This window comes from Nonomuraea sp. NPDC050540 (assembly GCF_044457485.1).
Taxonomy (GTDB): domain Bacteria; phylum Actinomycetota; class Actinomycetes; order Streptosporangiales; family Streptosporangiaceae; genus Nonomuraea.
The window spans coordinates 251,569-266,940 of sequence record NZ_JBITHA010000012.1; the positions used below are offsets into that span (position 1 = coordinate 251,569).

A 15,372-nucleotide genomic window follows, 5' to 3' on the forward strand; every position below is an offset into this window, starting at 1 on the left:
CGCCGCACCCTAGCGTTGCCCCTATGAGCGATGCGTACGAGGCCGCCGGGCGGATGGAGAAGACCGCCAGGGCGGGCGCGGCGCCGGAGCGCGCCGACCACGCCGACGCCACCCGCGTGGCCGACGCCGAGAGCGCGCCCGAGCCGCCGCAGCCGGTCCACGACACCGGCGACGCCGAACGCGCCGTCCGCCGCGAGCTGCTGTGGGGCTCCGACCTGTCCACCTCCCGCCTGGACCGGGACCTGCCCCACGAGGACTGAGCTCACTCGCGGCGCAGTTCGTGCTCCAGCTGCTCCAGCTCGGCGCCGCCGGCCATGAGCGAGGTCAGCCGCTCGCGGGTGATGTCGGCCTTGGCGTACTCGCCGAGGCTGGTGCCGCGGTTGAGCAGCAGGAAGCGGTCACCCACCGGGTAGGCGTGGTGGGGGTTGTGGGTGATGAACACCACGCCCAGCCCCCGGTCACGGGCGCGCGCGATGTAGCGCAGCACCACCCCGGCCTGCTTGACGCCCAGCGCCGAAGTCGGCTCGTCGAGGATGAGCACCCGGGCGCCCAGGTGGACCGCCCGCGCGATCGCCACCGACTGCCGCTCGCCGCCCGACAGCGTGCCGACCGGCTGGTCGACGTCGCGGATGTCGATGCCCATCGCGTGCAGTTCCTCGCGGGCCACCCGCTTGGCCTTGGCCACGTCGAAGCGGCCGAAGCTCTTGCGCGGCTCGGAGCCGAGGAAGAAGTTCCGCCACACCGACATGAGCGGGATCATCGCCAGGTCCTGGTAGACGGTGGCGATGCCGTGGTCCAGCGCCGCGCGCGGGCTGGCGAACGTGACCGGCACGCCGTCCAGCAGCAGTTCGCCCGCGTCGTGGCGGTGCACCCCCGACAGGATCTTGATGAGCGTGGACTTGCCCGCGCCGTTGTCGCCGAGCACGCAGGTGACCTGCCCGGCGGTCACGCCCATGTACACTTCGCGCAGCGCCAGCACCGAGCCGAACGCCTTGCCGATCGCCCTGGTCTGCAGGATCACCGCTTCACCTCTTCCGCGTAGCGCCGTACCAGGCGGTTGGCGAGGGTGGCCAGCAGCAGCATCGCGCCGAGGAAGAACTTGAACCAGTCGGCGTCCCAGCCCAGGAAGACGATGCCCTTGTCGGCCATGCCGAAGATGACGGCGCCGATCGCGGCCCCGATGGCCGAGCCGTACCCGCCGGTGAGCAGGCAGCCGCCGATGACGGCGGCGATGATGTAGATGAACTCCTGCCCGATGCCGATGTTGGCCTGCACGGACGTGTAGCGCAGCGCCATGATCGAGCCGACCAGCCACGCGGCGAGCGCCGTCGTCATGAACAGCGCGATCTTCGTGCGGGCGGCGGGCACGCCGACCGCGCGGGCGGCCTGCTCGTTGCCGCCCGCCGCGAAGATCCAGTTTCCGGCGCGGGTACGCATGAGCACCCACGTGGCCAGCGCCGTCGCCGCCAGCCACCACAGGATCGCCACCCGGAAGTGCACCTGCCCGATCTGGATCGTGCCCGCGAAGATCACCCGCGCCGACTCGAAGCCCGAGGCCGTGCGCAGCCCGCTGACCTGCACGGTGCCGGTGATCAGCTTGGTGACGCCCAGGTTGAGGCCCTGCAGCATGAGGAAGGAGCCGAGCGTCACGATGAAGCTGGGCAGCTTGGTGCGGGTCACGACGATCCCGTTGAGGAAGCCGATCCCGAGCGCCACCGCCAGGCTGATCAGCATGGCGAGCCAGACGTTCACGCCGTACTCGGTGGCCAGCGTGACCAGGATGAGCCCGGTGGTGCCGGTCAGCACGCCAGCCGACAGGTCGAACTCGCCGCCGATCATCAGCAGCGCGATCGCGACCGCCATGATGCCGAGCGTGGCGGCCGGATCGAGCCAGTTGGCGATGCCGGCGGGCGAGCGGAAGACCGGCGACTGCGCGGCGAAGAAGGCGAAGACGACGATCGCGCCGACGACCGCGCCGAGCTCGGGGCGGATCAGCGCCCGCCGCAGCCGGCCGACGTCGGCCAGCCGCTCGTCGGGCTTGACCGCGGTCATCGGGTGCCTTCGCCGGCCAGCTTCTCGACCTGCGCCGCGTTGTCCTTGGTGACGAAGCCGGGACCGGTGTTGACCGGCAGCCCGCCGCCCACGGTGTTGAGGTTGTCCTTGTAGAGCTTGAGGAAGGTGATCGGCAGCCAGCCCTGCAGGTACTGCTGCTGGTCCACGGCGAACAGCACCTCCCCGGCGTTGATCGCGGCGATCACGTCGGGCGACAGGTCGAAGGTGGCCAGCTTGGCCTGCGAGCCGGCGTCCTTGATCGCGTCGCGGGCGGCGACGGCCACGGCCGGATTGAGCGCGAGCACGCCGTTGACGGAGGTGTCGGACTGCAGCTTGGCCGCCACCTTGGAGGTGACGTCGGCGAGGTTGCTGACGTCCACCTGCAGGCGCTCGACGGTGCCGCCGAGGCTCTGCTCGGCGCCCTTGCACCGCTGCTCCAGCCCGACGTTGCCGGCCTCGTGGATCACGCACAGCAGCTTGGACACCCCGGCCGCCTTCAGCTGCTCGCCCGCGCCCCGCCCGGCCACGTCCTCCGACTGGCCGACGTGGGTGAGCGCGCCGAACGCCTTGGAGGACTCGGCGCCGGAGTTGATGGTCACCACGGGGATCTTCGCGGCCACCGCCTTGCCGATCGACTCCTTCAGCGCGTCCGGGTTGGCCATGGAGACCACGATCCCGTCGACCTTCTGCGAGACCGCCTGGTCGATGAGCTGCGACTGCTTGCCCGCGTCGCCGTCGCCCTGGTAGGTCACGCTCGCGCCGTACTGCTTGCCCGCGGCCTCGGCGCCCTTCTTGACCACGTCCCAGAACTTGTCGCCGGCTGCGGCGTGGGTGATCACCGCGTACGTGCCGGCGGCGCCGCCGGTGGCCGCCGGCGCCTCGGCGGCCGGGGAGCTCGCGGCGCTCTGGCCCGCCCCGCCTCCGCCCGAGCATCCGGCCAGCGCCAGGGCGCCGAGCACGGCCACCACGATCCGGGTTCGCTTCATGGCTTCAACCTCCAAGACCAACGGCTTGCCCCGGTTCTAGTCCTGCCACGCTCCACTGTCAACCATTTGTCGTGACATTAAGACCTACAGTATAGAACGGAATTCTCCGTTCCAATGCTACAGTGGGAAGATGACGAGCACACCGATGAGCGGCCGCAAGAAGCAGGCGGCGCGCAACGACGAGGTGATCCTCCAGGCGGCCAAGGAGGTCTTCACCGCCAACCCCTCCGCGCCGATCGCCGCCGTGGCCGAGCGCGCCGGTGTGGGCATCAGCGCACTCTATCGGCGCTACCCCAGCAAGGACGCGCTGCTGCAGAAGCTCTGCGCCGACGGCATGCGCGCCTACAACGAGGCCGGCGAGCGCGCCCTCGACCCCGGCATGGACCCGTGGGAGGCCTTCGCCCGCTTCATGGAGGAGGTGGTCGACGCCGACACGCACTCGCTGACCATCTCGCTGGCCGGCACCTTCCAGCCCACCCCCGAGCTGTTCGAGCTGTCGGTGCGCGGGGGCGAGCTGTCGCACGCCGTGCCCGACCGCGCCCGCGAGGCCGGCGCGCTGCGCCCCGACGTGACCAACTCCGACGTGGCCCTGCTGTTCGAGCAACTGGCCTCGGTCCGCCTGGGCGACGAGGCCCGCACCGCCGAGTTGCGCCGCCGCTACCTCGCCCTCGTGCTCGACGCCATCCGCCTGCCCTCCGCCGCCCGTCCGCTGCCGGGCGACCCGCCCACGCCGCCGGAGCTGCGCGAGCGCTGGGTCCCCAAGAACTGACGCCGCTTTCCCGCGTCCGTACGGCGGGGCCCGCGCCCCGCCGCAGCCATGGCCGGACTAGCTCCCTTCGCGTTTGGCGTACTCCGCGGCGCCGCCCGCGAAGTCGTAGACGATGAACTGCTCGTCGCCGACCACCCAGGCGTCGTGGCCGGGCGGGCAGACGAACACGTCGCCGGGCCCAACCTCGGCCTCGGTGCCGTCGCCCATGCGCAGGCGCAGGCGGCCCTGGACGACGTAGCCGTTGTGGTGGACCTCGCACAGCTCCGTGCCGGCGATCGGCTTGACGGACTCCGACCACCTCCACCCGGGCTCCATGGTCGCGATGCCGAAGCTGAGCCCGCTGAGGTTGCACACCTCCAGGTGGCCGCGCGGGAAGTCCCGGCGTTCGTCGGGCTTGTCGACGTTCTTGACTTCGATCATGTTCCTTCGCCCCCTCAGATCGTCAGCGGCACGGGGTGGATCTCGTCGGCCGGATGGCCCGCGCGCTGATGGATCCGCTGAACGGCGGCGGCGTCCGGCGCGTCCGACAGGCAGTAGACGAGCCCCGAGTCGGGGTCCGCCCAGGCCTGCTCGAAGGAGACCTTCTCCTCCGATTGGATGGCCAGGTCGGCGTCATGGGCTTCGCGCAGCTTCTCTGCCGTGATGCCCTGCATACCGTGGTGGACGTCCATGAACTTCATGGTTCCTCCTGACTACGGATCCATCCAGCGTAGGTCGGACTCGTGGCACCGGTTCCTCATGGTTTGCCAAAGAAGCCCGGTAGAGATCGGTTCTGCCGCGTACGGAAGGATGGGCGGGTGATCAAAGGCATCCTTTTCGACCTCGACGGCACCCTGATGGACCATCGCGCCGCCGCCGACGCGGGGATCGCCGCCTGGATCGCCGACCGCGCGCCCGGCCTGCCGTCGCCCGGGCGGGCGGCGAAGGTGTGGGCGGAACTGGAGGACGTGCACCTGTCGGCCTGGCATGCCGGGCGGTGCGACCTGCGAGAGCAGCGGCGGCGCCGGATCCTCGGCATCTGCCATGCGCTGGGGCTGGCCGTACCGGAGGATCTCGACGCGGCGTTCGCCGCGTTCACCCGGCACTATCGCGCGGGCTGGAGCGCCTACCCCGACGTGCACGCGGCCCTCGCGCGGCTCGGCGGCTACCGGCTCGGCGTGCTCACGAACGGCAGCAGCCCCGTCCAGATCGACAAGATGCGCGCGATCGGGCTCGGCGAGCTCGGACCGGTGCTGAGCGGCGACGTGCTCGGCGGGCACTTCAAGCCCGCCCCCGCCGCCTACCTGGCCGCCGCGGACCGCCTGGGACTGGAGCCCGGCGCGGTCCTGCTCGTCGGCGACGACCTCGTCAACGACGTCACCGGCCCCGCGGCCGCCGGGATGCGCTCGCTGTGGCTGGACCGCCTGGGCGTGCAGACGGCTCCGGAGGGGTTCGCGAGGATCGCCACGCTGAGCGAGCTTCCCGGCTATTTGTCAGGACATTCTGACCTCGGATAATCTGATCAGCATGTCCGCACCCTTGGCGATCGATCTGGACCGATCCAGCCCCGTCCCCCTGTATTTCCAGGTGGCCGAGCAGATCGCCGAGGCCATCCGGCGCGGGGATCTGGCACCCGGATCGCGGCTGGACAACGAGATCCTGCTCGCCGACCGGCTCGGCCTGTCGCGCCCGACGATCCGCCAGGCGATCCAGTACCTGGTCGACAAGGGCCTGCTGGTGCGTAAGCGCGGCGTCGGCACCCAGGTCGTGCACGGCCAGGTCAAGCGCTCGGTCGAGCTCACCAGCCTCTACGACGACCTGCGCAGGGCCGGGCAGGAGCCCGCCACGCAGGTCCTGGCCCTGGAGCCGCGGCCGGTCGCCGAGGAGATCGCGCCCATCCTCGGCGTCGAGGCGGGCACGGAGATCCTCTACCTGGAGCGCCTGCGCTTCGCCTCCGGCGAGCCGCTGGCCGTCCTGCACAACTGGCTGCCGATCGGCCTGGCCAGGCTCACCGCCGCCGACCTGGAGGGCCGCGGCCTGTATGAGCTGCTGCGCGGCGCCGGGGTCCGCATGCGGGTGGCCAACCAGCGCATAGGAGCGCGGGCGGCCGACCCGGCCGAGGCCAAGCTCCTCGGCGAGCGGCGGGGCGCGCCGCTGCTGACGATGGTCCGCACCACCTACGACGACCAGGGCCGCGCCGTCGAGCACGGCTCGCACGTCTACCGAGCCTCGCTCTACTCCCTTGAGGTCACGCTGATCGAGCGCTGACTGTTGATCATCGTAGATTCACAGCAAATCTGCAGGTACGGCCGGGCCGACGCGCTCCTATAGTCGTCATCACGGGGTTGAAGTCCTGCTATATGCTTTAATAATAAACTACTACGATGAGTAGGAGCGGCTGGTCTTGTCGCCTATTTCCGCGGGACGGCGCGGCCTCGCGAGAGCCGGATGGACGGCTTCCGCAAGCCTCCTGGTACTGCTCGCCGCGAGCTGCAGCACCACCCCACCCCCCACCGCCGCCCCGAGCACGGCCCCCGCCGTTCCCAGCACGAGCGCACCCCCCTCCCCCGCCGCCACCTGCGCCGCCACCGGCAAGCTCGTGCCGCCGTGCGGCGCGTACTGGGGCATGTACATCGCCCCGCCGGGCAACCGCACCCCCGTCGGCCAGGCCGTCGGCAACATGGAGTCACAGCTGGGCCGCAAGCTCGACATCGTCTTCAGCTACCACGACATGTCCACCGGCCCCAATGGAACGTTCATGCGCGAGGACGAGGTCGCGCTCGGCCGCGACCGCATCCTGCTGCTGAGCTGGGAGGCCAAGATCTGGGGCAGCCCGGAGCGCACGCTGCTGTGGCGCGACATCGCCTCCGGCACCATGGACGCCTCCGTCATCGACAAACAGGCTCAGCGCATCAAGAAGTACGGCAAGCCCGTCATGATCGGCTTCGACGGCGAGATGGACCGGCGCACCACCAGCGGAACCCCCAAGGAGTACGTGGCCGCCTACCGGCACATCCACGACCGCTTCCAGAAGCTCGGCGTCACCAACGTGATCTGGGTGTGGGCCGTGACCGGGTTCATGGAGTACAAGGACCAGTGGAAGGCCCTGTATCCGGGCGACGCGTACGTGGACTGGATCAGCTACGACCCGTACAACTTCGCGACCTGCCGCGGGGCGGCGTGGAAGAGCTTCGAGGAGACCCTCAGGCCCACCTACGACTGGTTCCAGGCCAACGGGTTCGACGACAAGCCGATCATCATCGGCGAGTACGGCACCGAGGTGGACCCGCGCAGGCCCACGGCCAAGGCCGACTGGTTCCGCGGCATCCCCGCGGCCCTGAAGGCGATGCCCAACATCAAGGCGCTCCTGCAATGGAACGCTGTATTGAACCCCGAGTCGCCCGACGGGTGCGATTTCCGGCTGGAGGGACCGGGGGTGGTGGAGTCGTTCGCCGAAGTGGGACGCGACCCCTACCTCAACCAGCGCACGCCCGGCTGAGCCCGGGTCCGGGGCCGCGGGCCAGGCGGAAGCCGAGGTCGTCGATGCGCAGCGACGGGTGCGACTTGCGGCGGGCGGAGGCGCGGCAGCCCCGCGGGGTGTCCTGCCAGCCGCCGCCCCTGAACACGCGGTACGGCCCGTAGACCACCGGGTCGAACAGGTCCCAGCACCATTCCCACACGTTGCCGATCGTGTCGTGCAGGCCCCAGGCGTTCGGCCGCCTGGTCGCCACCTCGCGGGCCGCGCCGCCGGAGTTGCCCCGGTGCCAGGCGATGGCGTCGAGTTCGCCGTAGCGCTCGCCGGTGGTGGCGGCGCGGCAGCCGTACTCCCATTCCGCCTCGCTCGGCAGCCGGTACCCGTCGGCGGCCTCGTCACGGGTCACGTCGAGGGCGTCGGGGTCGTCGCCGATGACGTAGCAGGGCGTGAGGCCCGCGTCGGCCGAGAGCCGGTTGCAGAAGCGCAGCGCGTCCCGCCACGACACGTCGGTCACCGGCTCCCTCCCCGCCGGCCCGCCGGCGACGGAGCGGTACAGATCCCGCGTCACCGGATGCACCGCCAGCTCGAACGCGGGCAACCGCACCGTCCAGGCGGCCCGCGTGGCCTCGTTCCGCAGCACGATCTCACCCGCCGCGATCGCCCGAAACACTCCACCACTCCTTCCCCATACTTCCCTTAGTCAGACCATTATAGGAAACTTCGTGATGACCGCGACCTGCCCGCCGGAGGGATCTGGCCGTCGGCTTCAGTGCTACGCACAGGGCCGCCAGGGCCCAGGGCGGAGAGCGGCTTCGCCGAAACGCGGACGCGCCCTCAAGGACGGCTTGACCTCAAGTTCGGTTGAGATTCTAGGCTCGTCCAGGTAGGGCGACCTGAGGAACGTGACTGTGACGACCTTGGTGACGGGTGCCACCGGGAACACCGGCCGGCACGTGGTGGCAGAGCTGGTACGCCGGGGAGAACCGGTCCGGGCCCTGACCCGGGACCCGGCGGCGAACGCGGGAAGATTTCCGGCCGGAGTGGAGCTGGTGGCCGGTACGCACAACGCGCCGGAGGACCTGGACGCCGCACTGCAGGGTGTCGAGCGGCTGCACGTCACGGTGACCGCGGGGACGGCCGAGGCCGGGCCCGAGCTGGTCCGGAGGGCGGTGGCCGCGGGCGTTCGGCGCATCACGGTGCTGTGGGGCGGGGCGGTGGGCCCGGCCGAGCGGGCGGTGGCGGACTCGGGTGTGGAGTGGACGCGCCTGGAAGCACAGGAGTTCATGTCCAACACGCTGGCCTGGGCCGAATCGATCCGGGCCGAGGGAGTGGTCAGGGAACCGTACGACCTTCCCAGCGCGCTGGTGCACGAGGCCGACATCGCGGCCGTGGCGGCCGTCGCACTGCTCGATGACGGCCACGCGGGGCGCTCGTACAACCTGACCGGGCCCGAAGCGCTGACGCCTCGCGAGCGGATCGCGATCCTGTCCCGGGCCATCCGCCGTGACATCGCCTTCGAGCCGATCACGCACGAACAGGCGATCGGCAGGCTGACGGCCACCGGCGTGTCCCGGGCGGACGCCGAGTATGTGATCGGCTGGTACGCCGCGCCCGGCGAAACCTCCACGACCGTGGACGACACGGTCACACGGGTGACCGGCCGTCCGGCGCGGACGTTCGCCCAGTGGGCCGACGAGCACGTGGACCGTTTCCGGGCGGGATGACGGACGACCGCGAGGGCGGGCCCGGAGCGGGCCCGCCCTCGTTGAGCACGATCTAGCGTTTGCCGCCGACCAGGCCGAACAGGTCGAGGCCGAGCAGCAGGGGGTCGTGGTCCGAGGCGCGATAGGGACCGGGACTGTACAGGTCGCCCGCCGTCCTGAACTCGGTGTTGTAGTCGTAGTAGACGTCTTCGTCGGCGTTGACGTGCCAGATGGTGGCGCCGGCGATGCGGCGCATCACCTGCTTGGTGGTGAGGACGTGGTCGAGTTCGCCGGAGGCGCCGCCGAAGACGTAGCTGTAGCGGCCGGCCAGCGGGACGAACTGCTTGCTGACGCTGCGCAGCCCGGCGGCGGCGAAGGTCTGGATCGGGTCCTCTTCGCTGTAGGCGTTGAGGTCGCCCACGACGAGCGGGTTGACGAGCTCCTGCTTCTTGATCATCTCGAGGATGGCCTGTGCCTGCAGGACGCGCTGGGCGTTCCAGCAGCCCTGGCCGTGGTCGGCGTTGTCACCGGTGGCCTCGCCGCAGCTCTTGGACTTGAAGTGGTTGGCGATCACGGTGAACGGGCGCAGCGACAGCAGCAGCTTGGTCGAGCGGAAGGTCTGGGCCAGGGGCGGGCGGGCGTTGAAGAAGCGGGGGTCGGAGATGGTCGTGGGCGAGCCGACCGGCTTCACGACGGCGGGCTTGTAGATCATCGCGACCGCGATCGCGTCGGTGCCGGGGCCCGGGTGGGTGATGAGCTTGTACGTGCCCGCGCCGACCGCCCCGTTGAGCGCGTCGACCAGGGCTTCCAGGGCGGCGGGGTGGAAGCCCGTACCCGCCAGGTCGGGCCGGGGGTTCTCGACCTCCATGAGGCTGACGATGTCGGCGTTGAGCGCCTTCAGCGTGGCCACCTCCTTGGTCAGCTGGCGGTCGCGCTCGGTGAGCGTGTTGGCGCCGCGCGGGGTGAAGCCGGGGTTGTAGGGCGGATTGGGGTATCCGGCGGCGTTGAGGGTGGTGAACCAGTTCAGGGTGTTGAAGGTGGCGATCTTCACGTCGCCGCCCACCTTGGCGGGGGCCGGCGTGCGGGCGTTGTCACGGGTGAAGGTGAGCGGGCCGGTGGGGTGCACGAGGTACTTGACGTTCGTGCTCGTGGAGCCGTAAGCGCCCTGGTTGAGCACGCCGGTCAGGCCGCTGACGCCGTCGCCGGAGCGGGCGAGCTGGTCGCCGGCCGGGTAGTGCGGCATGGGGTTGGGGTTCTGGCCGGAGGAGCCGTCGTCGATGACGACGGAGCGGCGCAGGTCGGCGGCGGGGTCGACGCCGGGCCGGTCGGTCGGGATGTACAGCCGCCCGCCGGTGGCCGCCAGCAGCTGGCCGTAGCGGGCGTGCCAGTAGTTCTCGCTGACGGTCAGCTTGCCGGGCACCGTCACCAGGACGCCCTCCAGGCGCTCGAAGATGTCGGAGGCGGCGATCGGCAGGGTGAGGGTGGCGGCGCCGATGGTGCCGGTGCCGCAGACGTCGACCGCGGTGACGGTGGACAGCTGGGTGGCGCCGCCGAACTCGGTGGCGGTGCCGGAGACCCTGACCCGCGTGCCCACGCTCAGCGCGGTGGAGGCGAAGGCGGGGGCGAAGACGAACAGGCCGTCGGAGGTAGCCGGGTTCGCGTCGGGCGTGTCGTCCTGGACGAAGAAGCCCGAGCGCGCGGTGGCGCTGGTGAAGGTACGGGTGACGACGCCCTCGACGCGGACCTGCTGCCCGGCCAGCGGGGTCTCGGCCGCCGCGCCCTGCACGTCGGCGACCTGGTGCGTGGCGGCGGTGTCGCACGGGTCGGCGGTGGGCGTCGGTGTCGGGGTAGGCTCGCCGCCACCGGGGCCGGTCTGCCCGGCCAGGTTGGTGGGCGTGGGCGCGCCGGCGGCTAAGTCGGCGGCGTTGTTGTCGGTGTCCACGGGGGTGGCCGCGCGGCTGATGGAGGTGCTGTTGGACGGCGCGGGGGCCGGGGCTCCCTCGAAGGCGTTGGCGCTCGTGCCGTACCCGATGAAGTCGATCACGCCCGGGGCGGTGACCACGTCGGAGCCGACCAGCGCGGTGGTGCTGGAGACCAGGGCGACCTTGCCCGCGGTGGCGCTCATCGGGATGGTCCCGGTGGCGTCGGCGGGCGGTAGCGGCTTGTCGGTGACGGTGGTTCCCGCGGCTTCCTGGACCAGCAGGCGCCGGCCGGGAGGCAGGCTGCCGCTCAGCGGGGTCACCTGCCAGGTCGTGCCCGCGGCCGAGGCGTACTGCACGCTCCAGCCGCTCAGGTTCACCGCGTCCGGGCCCAGGTTGTACAGCTCGATGAAGTCGTTGCTCCACGCGGCGCCGGAGTTGCCACCGCCGCCGTAGACCTCGGCGATGACGACGTCGGTCGACACCGCTCCTGCCGGGGCGGCCCCGGTGATGGCTCCGGCCGCCAGCGCGGCGGCCACGAGTGCCGCCATGGCACGTCTGGTCATTGGGATCTCCTCGTAGAAAAGCGATTCTGAGCATTTCTACAGGTAGATCGTTGTTTGTGTCTTTGACACGATGTGCCGAGTATGGCGGGCTCCGGCTGGAGGTTGTCGGCGCCCAGGACCCGGCCGACGCCGTAGGGCGCCGGCCGGGGTGGTGGCTACCGCCGGGCGAGCACCGCCTCGGCGGCGGCCTCACCGGAGCGGATCGCGCCGTCGATGTAGCCGTACCAGCGGGTCGCCGTTTCGCTGCCCGCCCAGTGGATGCGGTCCACCGGTTCGCGTACCGCCGGGCCGTACCGGGTCCAGGTGTGCGGGGGGAAGAGCGCCGCGTACCCGCCGCGGCTGAACGGGTCGGCGCTCCAGTCGTGCTGAACCCAGGCGATCGGCCGCCCCGCCTCGGCGCCGAACAGCCGGGTGAGCTGCTCCAGGACCGCCGCCTGTGACGCCGGCCGGTGCAGCACGGCGACCAGGACGCCGCGTCCGCCCGCTCTCGGGCTGCTGTCGGCGACGCCGTCGACGGGGCCGCGCATGCTGATGGCCTGCCCGCTGAGCCCGGCCGCGCGCCAGAACGGCTCGCCGTACACCAGCACGCACTTGATCGCACCGCCCATGGGCAGGCGCTGCGTGAGGCGGTCGCGGGCGGCGGGCAGCGGCGGGTCGTACAGGACGCGCCCGGCCAGGGTCGGCGGGATCGCCACCACCACTTGGTCCGCCCGCACGCTCTGGCCGGAACCGGTCGTGACCACGACGTGGGAGGCGTCGCGCGCGATCCGGTGTACCGGCGCGGCCAGGCGGATCCGGTCGCCGAGCCGGGCGGCCAGCCGCCGCGCCATCTCGCCCGCGCCGCCGTCGAGCCGGTCCTGCTGCGCGCCGCCCTCGGTGGCCATCACCGCGTTCAGCCCGCCGGCCGCCCTGGCGTAGAACAGCGCGTGCAGGAGCGACAGCTCGCCGGGCTCGCAGGCCCACATCAGCCGGCTCGCCGCCGTGAACAGCTCGCGTCCCCCCTTCGTCCAGTGGGTACGGCGCAGCCACCCGGCCAGCGTCTGCCCGTCGAGCCCGGCGGCGCCGGACCCGCTCCAGGGGGAATCGGGGTCGATCGTCCGGGCGAGCCGCTCGAACCTGGCCATCGCCTGCGCCAGATCCAGCATCTCGGGGACGCTCAGCTTGGGCACGGTCCCCCGCCAGGGCCGTACGCCCCCCGCGGCCGTCTCCATCAGATGGTCACCGGCGTTGTAGGTGGCGAAGACCTCGATGCCCAGCTCCCCGGCGAGGGCATAGGCACGATCCTGACCGGGGCCGATGAACTGGCCGCCGAGATCGACGCTCTCGCCGCCGGCCTCGACGGTGCGCGTACGCCCGCCGACGTGGTCGCGCGCTTCCAGCACGAGGACGTCGGCGCCCTGTCCGAGCAGGGCGTTCGCGCAGGTCAGCCCGGCCATTCCGGCGCCGACGACGACGATGTCGGCGCGTTGAGAGGTGTGGTGGTCGGTCATGGCACTCCTTGGGTGCGTCATGCCCTGCCACGAAAGCGTCGCGGGACGCGGACGCGTTCACGGCACGGCGAACACGTCAGCGCGCCCACCGACCGCCATGGCGCCGACCTACTGATCACACCCTACGGCTCCCGGTCGGTCGCCGCGATCACGCGCATGAGGACCCCGTGCAGGTGCTGGAGCTCCGCGAGGTCCATGCCGAGCCGCTCGACGATGGCCGGGGGGATCTTCTCGGCCTCGGCCCTGAGCGCCCGCCCGGCGGGGGTGAGGGTCACCGCCAGGGCGCGTTCGTCCTTGGTGTTGCGTTCGCGGCGGAGGTAGCCGAGGGCCTGGAGCCGCTTGAGCAGGGGCGACAGGGTGCCGGGGTCGAGGCGGAGCAGTTCGCCCAGTTCCTTGACCGACAGCGGTTCGTGCTGCCAGAGCGCCAGCATGACCAGGTACTGCGGATGGGTCAGCCCCATGGGCTGCAGCAGCGGGCGGTACAGGCCGATGACGCTGCGCGAGGCGATGCTGAGGGCGAAGCAGACCTGGCGGTCCAGGGCCAGGAGATCTGTTGTGTCTGTCACAGACTCGCCTCCGGGTGACGACCGCTAGATTAGTTGGTGTACAAATTAATAGCCTACCAATCCATGCCGCACAAATCGATCGTGATCCCCGGGAGGGACGCCCGCATGTTTCACCGCAAGCCGCTGGAGGAGCGCATCGCCGAGCGGCAGGCCAAGCTGCCTCCCCTCAAGGAGGGCAAGCACTTCGAGCACGGCCCGGCCAAGTTCGTGTTCGTCTCGCTGCTCGTCGCCGTGGTGCTCATGCACGTCGTCGGCCTGGCCATCGTCATGCACTTCTCCTGAGCCCACGCCTCCGGGCCGGAGGCGTGGGCGGCAGGGGGACTACCTTCTCACGGTCAGCGTGAAGGTCGCCGTGCCGGACTTGCCGTCGGCGGCACTCGCCCTGAGCACGATGGGATAGGTCCCGGGCGGGGTCGCACGGGAGAAACCGGTCAGGAGGGTGATCGAGCTCCGGCCGCCCTGGGGAACGGTCGTGGGCGTCATCAGCGCGTGGACTCCCGCGGGCAGTCCGGACAGTGACAGGGTCAGGTTCCCCGCGCCTCCGGTCGCGGTGGCGGAGGTCGTGGCCGGCATGCCGGAGCGGACCGAGGCCGCGGGCGGGGTGAGCGTCACCTTCACCTCCCCGGTCGGCGGGTCGCCTTCGACGGTGAGCGTGAGGGTGGCGTGGGCGGTCCTGCCCGCGGCGTTCGTGGCGGTGACCGTGATCGGCGAGGTCCCCACGGGGGTCGAGGCCGAGGTCTCGACGGTCAGCCCGGCCGTGTCACCGGTCATGATCGAGGTGGGCTGGAAGACGGCCCTGGCCCCGGCCGGCAGCCCGGCGGCGCTCAGGGTGACGGACTCGGGGGCGCCGGAGGCGGTCGAGACGACGGTGGCCGAGACGGGCCGGCCGGGGGTCGTCCTGACGCCCGCCGGAGACAGCGACAGGCCGAACTCGCCCGGCTGCTGGCCGCCGATCTGCTCCTTGACCCAGTCGCCCATGTCGTTGGTGAGGCGGCCGTAGACGCTGTACCACTTGAAGTCGGCCCGGCTCCACGACGCGACGCCGACGATCTTGCCGTCGATGATCAGGGGGCCGCCGCTGTCGCCGGGCAGGATGCTCACCCGGCCGTCGCCGTACCCGGCGCAGATCATGGTGGCCGCCTTGAACCCGGCGCCGACGCCCTGGCAGAGCCGTTCGCCGTCCACGACGGGCAGCGTGGCCTTGTCGAGGGTGACGTCGCGGGCGGTGTCGTTGAAGTCCTTCTTGCCGTAGCCGTAACCGACCCCGTCGCGCCCGGGTACGGCCAGCCGCTCGTCGGCGGAGGTGGCGACCTGGGCGTAGACGCCGCCGGGCACCGGGATGTCGTCGGCGACGGTCACGACGGCCACGTCGTAGCCCTGGTCGAAGGTGACGTACCGGGGATGCTTCTTGTACTCGATCACCCGGGTGCGGAAGCCGCCGCCGGCGTTGAGGTCGTCCAAGCCGTACAGGAAGCTCTTCTCGCCCGCGGCGTCGGCGCAGTGGGCGGCGATGAGGATCTTGCGGGGGGCGACCGCCGAGCCCGTGCACGACTGGCCCTGCGGGCGTGAGCCGCCCTCGCGCAACCCGGCGATGATGGCGGGGTACTCCTGGACGGTGGCGTTCTGGCCGTTGGAGAAGCCCACCGGCCCGCCGGGGCCGGGGATGGGGACGGTGCCGGACTCGTAGTTGGCGGCCGGTGGGTTTTCGGGGCCGGCGTGGGCGGCGGGCGGGCCGAGGGGGATCAGCGCCGCCGCGACGGCCAGCGGCAGCAGAATCCGCGGGCGGGGAAGTGTCACGTGTGGTCCTTTCCGCACTCCTGGGGGGAGGAGATGGGGATGTCTGCCGACCACGCTGAGCCCGCGCCCG

17 protein-coding genes are annotated in these 15,372 nt (G+C 71.3%); 7 read left to right on the top strand and 10 right to left on the bottom strand.

What is annotated here, in order from left to right:
- The first annotated feature begins 23 nt into the window (after nt 1-23).
- Complete coding sequence (locus tag ACIBI5_RS35350; RefSeq protein WP_397253138.1) at nt 24-260, top strand: hypothetical protein; 237 nt, start codon at nt 24-26, stop codon at nt 258-260.
- 2 nt (nt 261-262) lie between these two features.
- Here ACIBI5_RS35350 and ACIBI5_RS35355 read toward each other — a convergent pair whose 3' ends face one another.
- From ACIBI5_RS35355 to ACIBI5_RS35365, 3 genes are read right to left on the bottom strand one after another with little or no spacing between them, the layout of a single operon-like run.
- Nucleotides 263-1,021, bottom strand: coding sequence for an ATP-binding cassette domain-containing protein (locus ACIBI5_RS35355; RefSeq protein ID WP_397253140.1), 759 nt, complete (start codon nt 1,019-1,021; stop codon nt 263-265).
- A complete protein-coding gene (locus tag ACIBI5_RS35360) occupies nt 1,018-2,052 on the bottom strand; it encodes an ABC transporter permease (RefSeq protein ID WP_397253142.1) in 1,035 nt (344 codons plus the stop codon). The genes ACIBI5_RS35355 and ACIBI5_RS35360 overlap by 4 nt, the downstream gene beginning before the upstream one ends.
- A complete protein-coding gene (locus ACIBI5_RS35365; RefSeq protein WP_397253144.1) occupies nt 2,049-3,038 on the bottom strand; it encodes a sugar ABC transporter substrate-binding protein in 990 nt (329 codons plus the stop codon). Before ACIBI5_RS35365 ends, ACIBI5_RS35360 begins: the two co-directional genes overlap by 4 nt.
- Before the next feature lie 130 nt (nt 3,039-3,168).
- Here ACIBI5_RS35365 and ACIBI5_RS35370 point away from each other — a divergent pair, with 130 nt between their 5' ends.
- Nucleotides 3,169-3,807: a TetR/AcrR family transcriptional regulator gene (locus ACIBI5_RS35370; RefSeq protein ID WP_397253146.1), complete on the top strand. Its 639-nt coding sequence runs from the start codon at nt 3,169-3,171 to the stop codon at nt 3,805-3,807.
- 57 nt (nt 3,808-3,864) lie between these two features.
- Here the strand turns inward: ACIBI5_RS35370 and ACIBI5_RS35375 are convergent, their stop codons facing one another.
- Entirely contained in the window at nt 3,865-4,227 is a 363-nt protein-coding gene (locus tag ACIBI5_RS35375) for a cupin domain-containing protein (RefSeq protein WP_379624162.1), read from the bottom strand.
- A 14-nt stretch (nt 4,228-4,241) separates the two neighbouring features.
- Nucleotides 4,242-4,487 carry an SCO4226 family nickel-binding protein gene (locus ACIBI5_RS35380; protein ID WP_397253148.1) on the bottom strand — a complete coding sequence of 82 codons (246 nt, stop codon included), beginning with the start codon at nt 4,485-4,487 and terminating at the stop codon, nt 4,242-4,244.
- 117 nt (nt 4,488-4,604) lie between these two features.
- Here ACIBI5_RS35380 and ACIBI5_RS35385 point away from each other — a divergent pair, with 117 nt between their 5' ends.
- The 3 genes from ACIBI5_RS35385 to ACIBI5_RS35395 all read left to right on the top strand — a co-directional run bounded on the left by ACIBI5_RS35385 (nt 4,605) and on the right by ACIBI5_RS35395 (nt 7,285).
- Nucleotides 4,605-5,303 carry an HAD family hydrolase gene (locus ACIBI5_RS35385; protein WP_397253150.1) on the top strand — a complete coding sequence of 233 codons (699 nt, stop codon included), beginning with the start codon at nt 4,605-4,607 and terminating at the stop codon, nt 5,301-5,303.
- A 10-nt stretch (nt 5,304-5,313) separates the two neighbouring features.
- Nucleotides 5,314-6,054, top strand: a complete 741-nt coding sequence (locus ACIBI5_RS35390) for a GntR family transcriptional regulator (RefSeq protein ID WP_397253152.1) — start codon at nt 5,314-5,316, stop codon at nt 6,052-6,054.
- A 136-nt stretch (nt 6,055-6,190) separates the two neighbouring features.
- Entirely contained in the window at nt 6,191-7,285 is a 1,095-nt protein-coding gene (locus tag ACIBI5_RS35395; protein WP_397253154.1) for a glycoside hydrolase family 26 protein, read from the top strand.
- Here the strand turns inward: ACIBI5_RS35395 and ACIBI5_RS35400 are convergent.
- Entirely contained in the window at nt 7,263-7,931 is a 669-nt protein-coding gene (locus ACIBI5_RS35400) for a formylglycine-generating enzyme family protein (RefSeq protein WP_397253156.1), read from the bottom strand. The genes ACIBI5_RS35395 and ACIBI5_RS35400 overlap by 23 nt on opposite strands.
- Nucleotides 7,932-8,169: 238 nt before the next feature.
- Here ACIBI5_RS35400 and ACIBI5_RS35405 point away from each other — a divergent pair, with 238 nt between their 5' ends.
- Nucleotides 8,170-8,985 (top strand): NmrA family NAD(P)-binding protein, encoded by an 816-nt coding sequence (locus ACIBI5_RS35405; protein ID WP_397253158.1) that lies wholly within the window; start codon nt 8,170-8,172, stop codon nt 8,983-8,985.
- Between the two features lie 52 nt (nt 8,986-9,037).
- Here ACIBI5_RS35405 and ACIBI5_RS35410 read toward each other — a convergent pair whose 3' ends face one another.
- The 3 genes from ACIBI5_RS35410 to ACIBI5_RS35420 all read right to left on the bottom strand — a co-directional run bounded on the left by ACIBI5_RS35410 (nt 9,038) and on the right by ACIBI5_RS35420 (nt 13,505).
- The gene (locus ACIBI5_RS35410) at nt 9,038-11,449 is read right to left on the bottom strand and encodes an ExeM/NucH family extracellular endonuclease (RefSeq protein ID WP_397253160.1); all 2,412 of its coding nucleotides are present in this window, start codon (nt 11,447-11,449) and stop codon (nt 9,038-9,040) included.
- 155 nt (nt 11,450-11,604) lie between these two features.
- Complete coding sequence (locus tag ACIBI5_RS35415) at nt 11,605-12,939, bottom strand: flavin monoamine oxidase family protein (RefSeq protein ID WP_397253162.1); 1,335 nt, start codon at nt 12,937-12,939, stop codon at nt 11,605-11,607.
- A gap of 122 nt (nt 12,940-13,061) precedes the next feature.
- Nucleotides 13,062-13,505, bottom strand: coding sequence for a MarR family winged helix-turn-helix transcriptional regulator (locus tag ACIBI5_RS35420; RefSeq protein WP_397253164.1), 444 nt, complete (start codon nt 13,503-13,505; stop codon nt 13,062-13,064).
- 105 nt (nt 13,506-13,610) lie between these two features.
- Here ACIBI5_RS35420 and ACIBI5_RS35425 point away from each other — a divergent pair, with 105 nt between their 5' ends.
- Nucleotides 13,611-13,787, top strand: coding sequence for a hypothetical protein (locus ACIBI5_RS35425; protein WP_397253166.1), 177 nt, complete (start codon nt 13,611-13,613; stop codon nt 13,785-13,787).
- 39 nt (nt 13,788-13,826) lie between these two features.
- Here ACIBI5_RS35425 and ACIBI5_RS35430 read toward each other — a convergent pair whose 3' ends face one another.
- Nucleotides 13,827-15,302, bottom strand: a complete 1,476-nt coding sequence (locus tag ACIBI5_RS35430) for a trypsin-like serine protease (protein WP_397253168.1) — start codon at nt 15,300-15,302, stop codon at nt 13,827-13,829.
- Between the last annotated feature and the right edge of the window lie 70 nt (nt 15,303-15,372).

Bases quoted from the DNA above. Each gene is read 5' to 3' on its own strand.
- ACIBI5_RS35350 (WP_397253138.1), top strand. From the start codon at position 24: ATGAGCGATGCGTACGAGGCCGCCGGGCGGATGGAGAAGACCGCCAGG.
- ACIBI5_RS35365 (WP_397253144.1), bottom strand. From the start codon at position 3,038: ATGAAGCGAACCCGGATCGTGGTGGCCGTGCTCGGCGCCCTGGCGCTG.
- ACIBI5_RS35375 (WP_379624162.1), bottom strand. From the start codon at position 4,227: ATGATCGAAGTCAAGAACGTCGACAAGCCCGACGAACGCCGGGACTTC.
- ACIBI5_RS35410 (WP_397253160.1), bottom strand. From the start codon at position 11,449: ATGACCAGACGTGCCATGGCGGCACTCGTGGCCGCCGCGCTGGCGGCC.
- ACIBI5_RS35425 (WP_397253166.1), top strand. From the start codon at position 13,611: ATGTTTCACCGCAAGCCGCTGGAGGAGCGCATCGCCGAGCGGCAGGCC.
- ACIBI5_RS35380 (WP_397253148.1), bottom strand. From the start codon at position 4,487: ATGAAGTTCATGGACGTCCACCACGGTATGCAGGGCATCACGGCAGAG.
- ACIBI5_RS35370 (WP_397253146.1), top strand. From the start codon at position 3,169: ATGACGAGCACACCGATGAGCGGCCGCAAGAAGCAGGCGGCGCGCAAC.
- ACIBI5_RS35415 (WP_397253162.1), bottom strand. From the start codon at position 12,939: ATGACCGACCACCACACCTCTCAACGCGCCGACATCGTCGTCGTCGGC.
- ACIBI5_RS35390 (WP_397253152.1), top strand. From the start codon at position 5,314: ATGTCCGCACCCTTGGCGATCGATCTGGACCGATCCAGCCCCGTCCCC.
- ACIBI5_RS35360 (WP_397253142.1), bottom strand. From the start codon at position 2,052: ATGACCGCGGTCAAGCCCGACGAGCGGCTGGCCGACGTCGGCCGGCTG.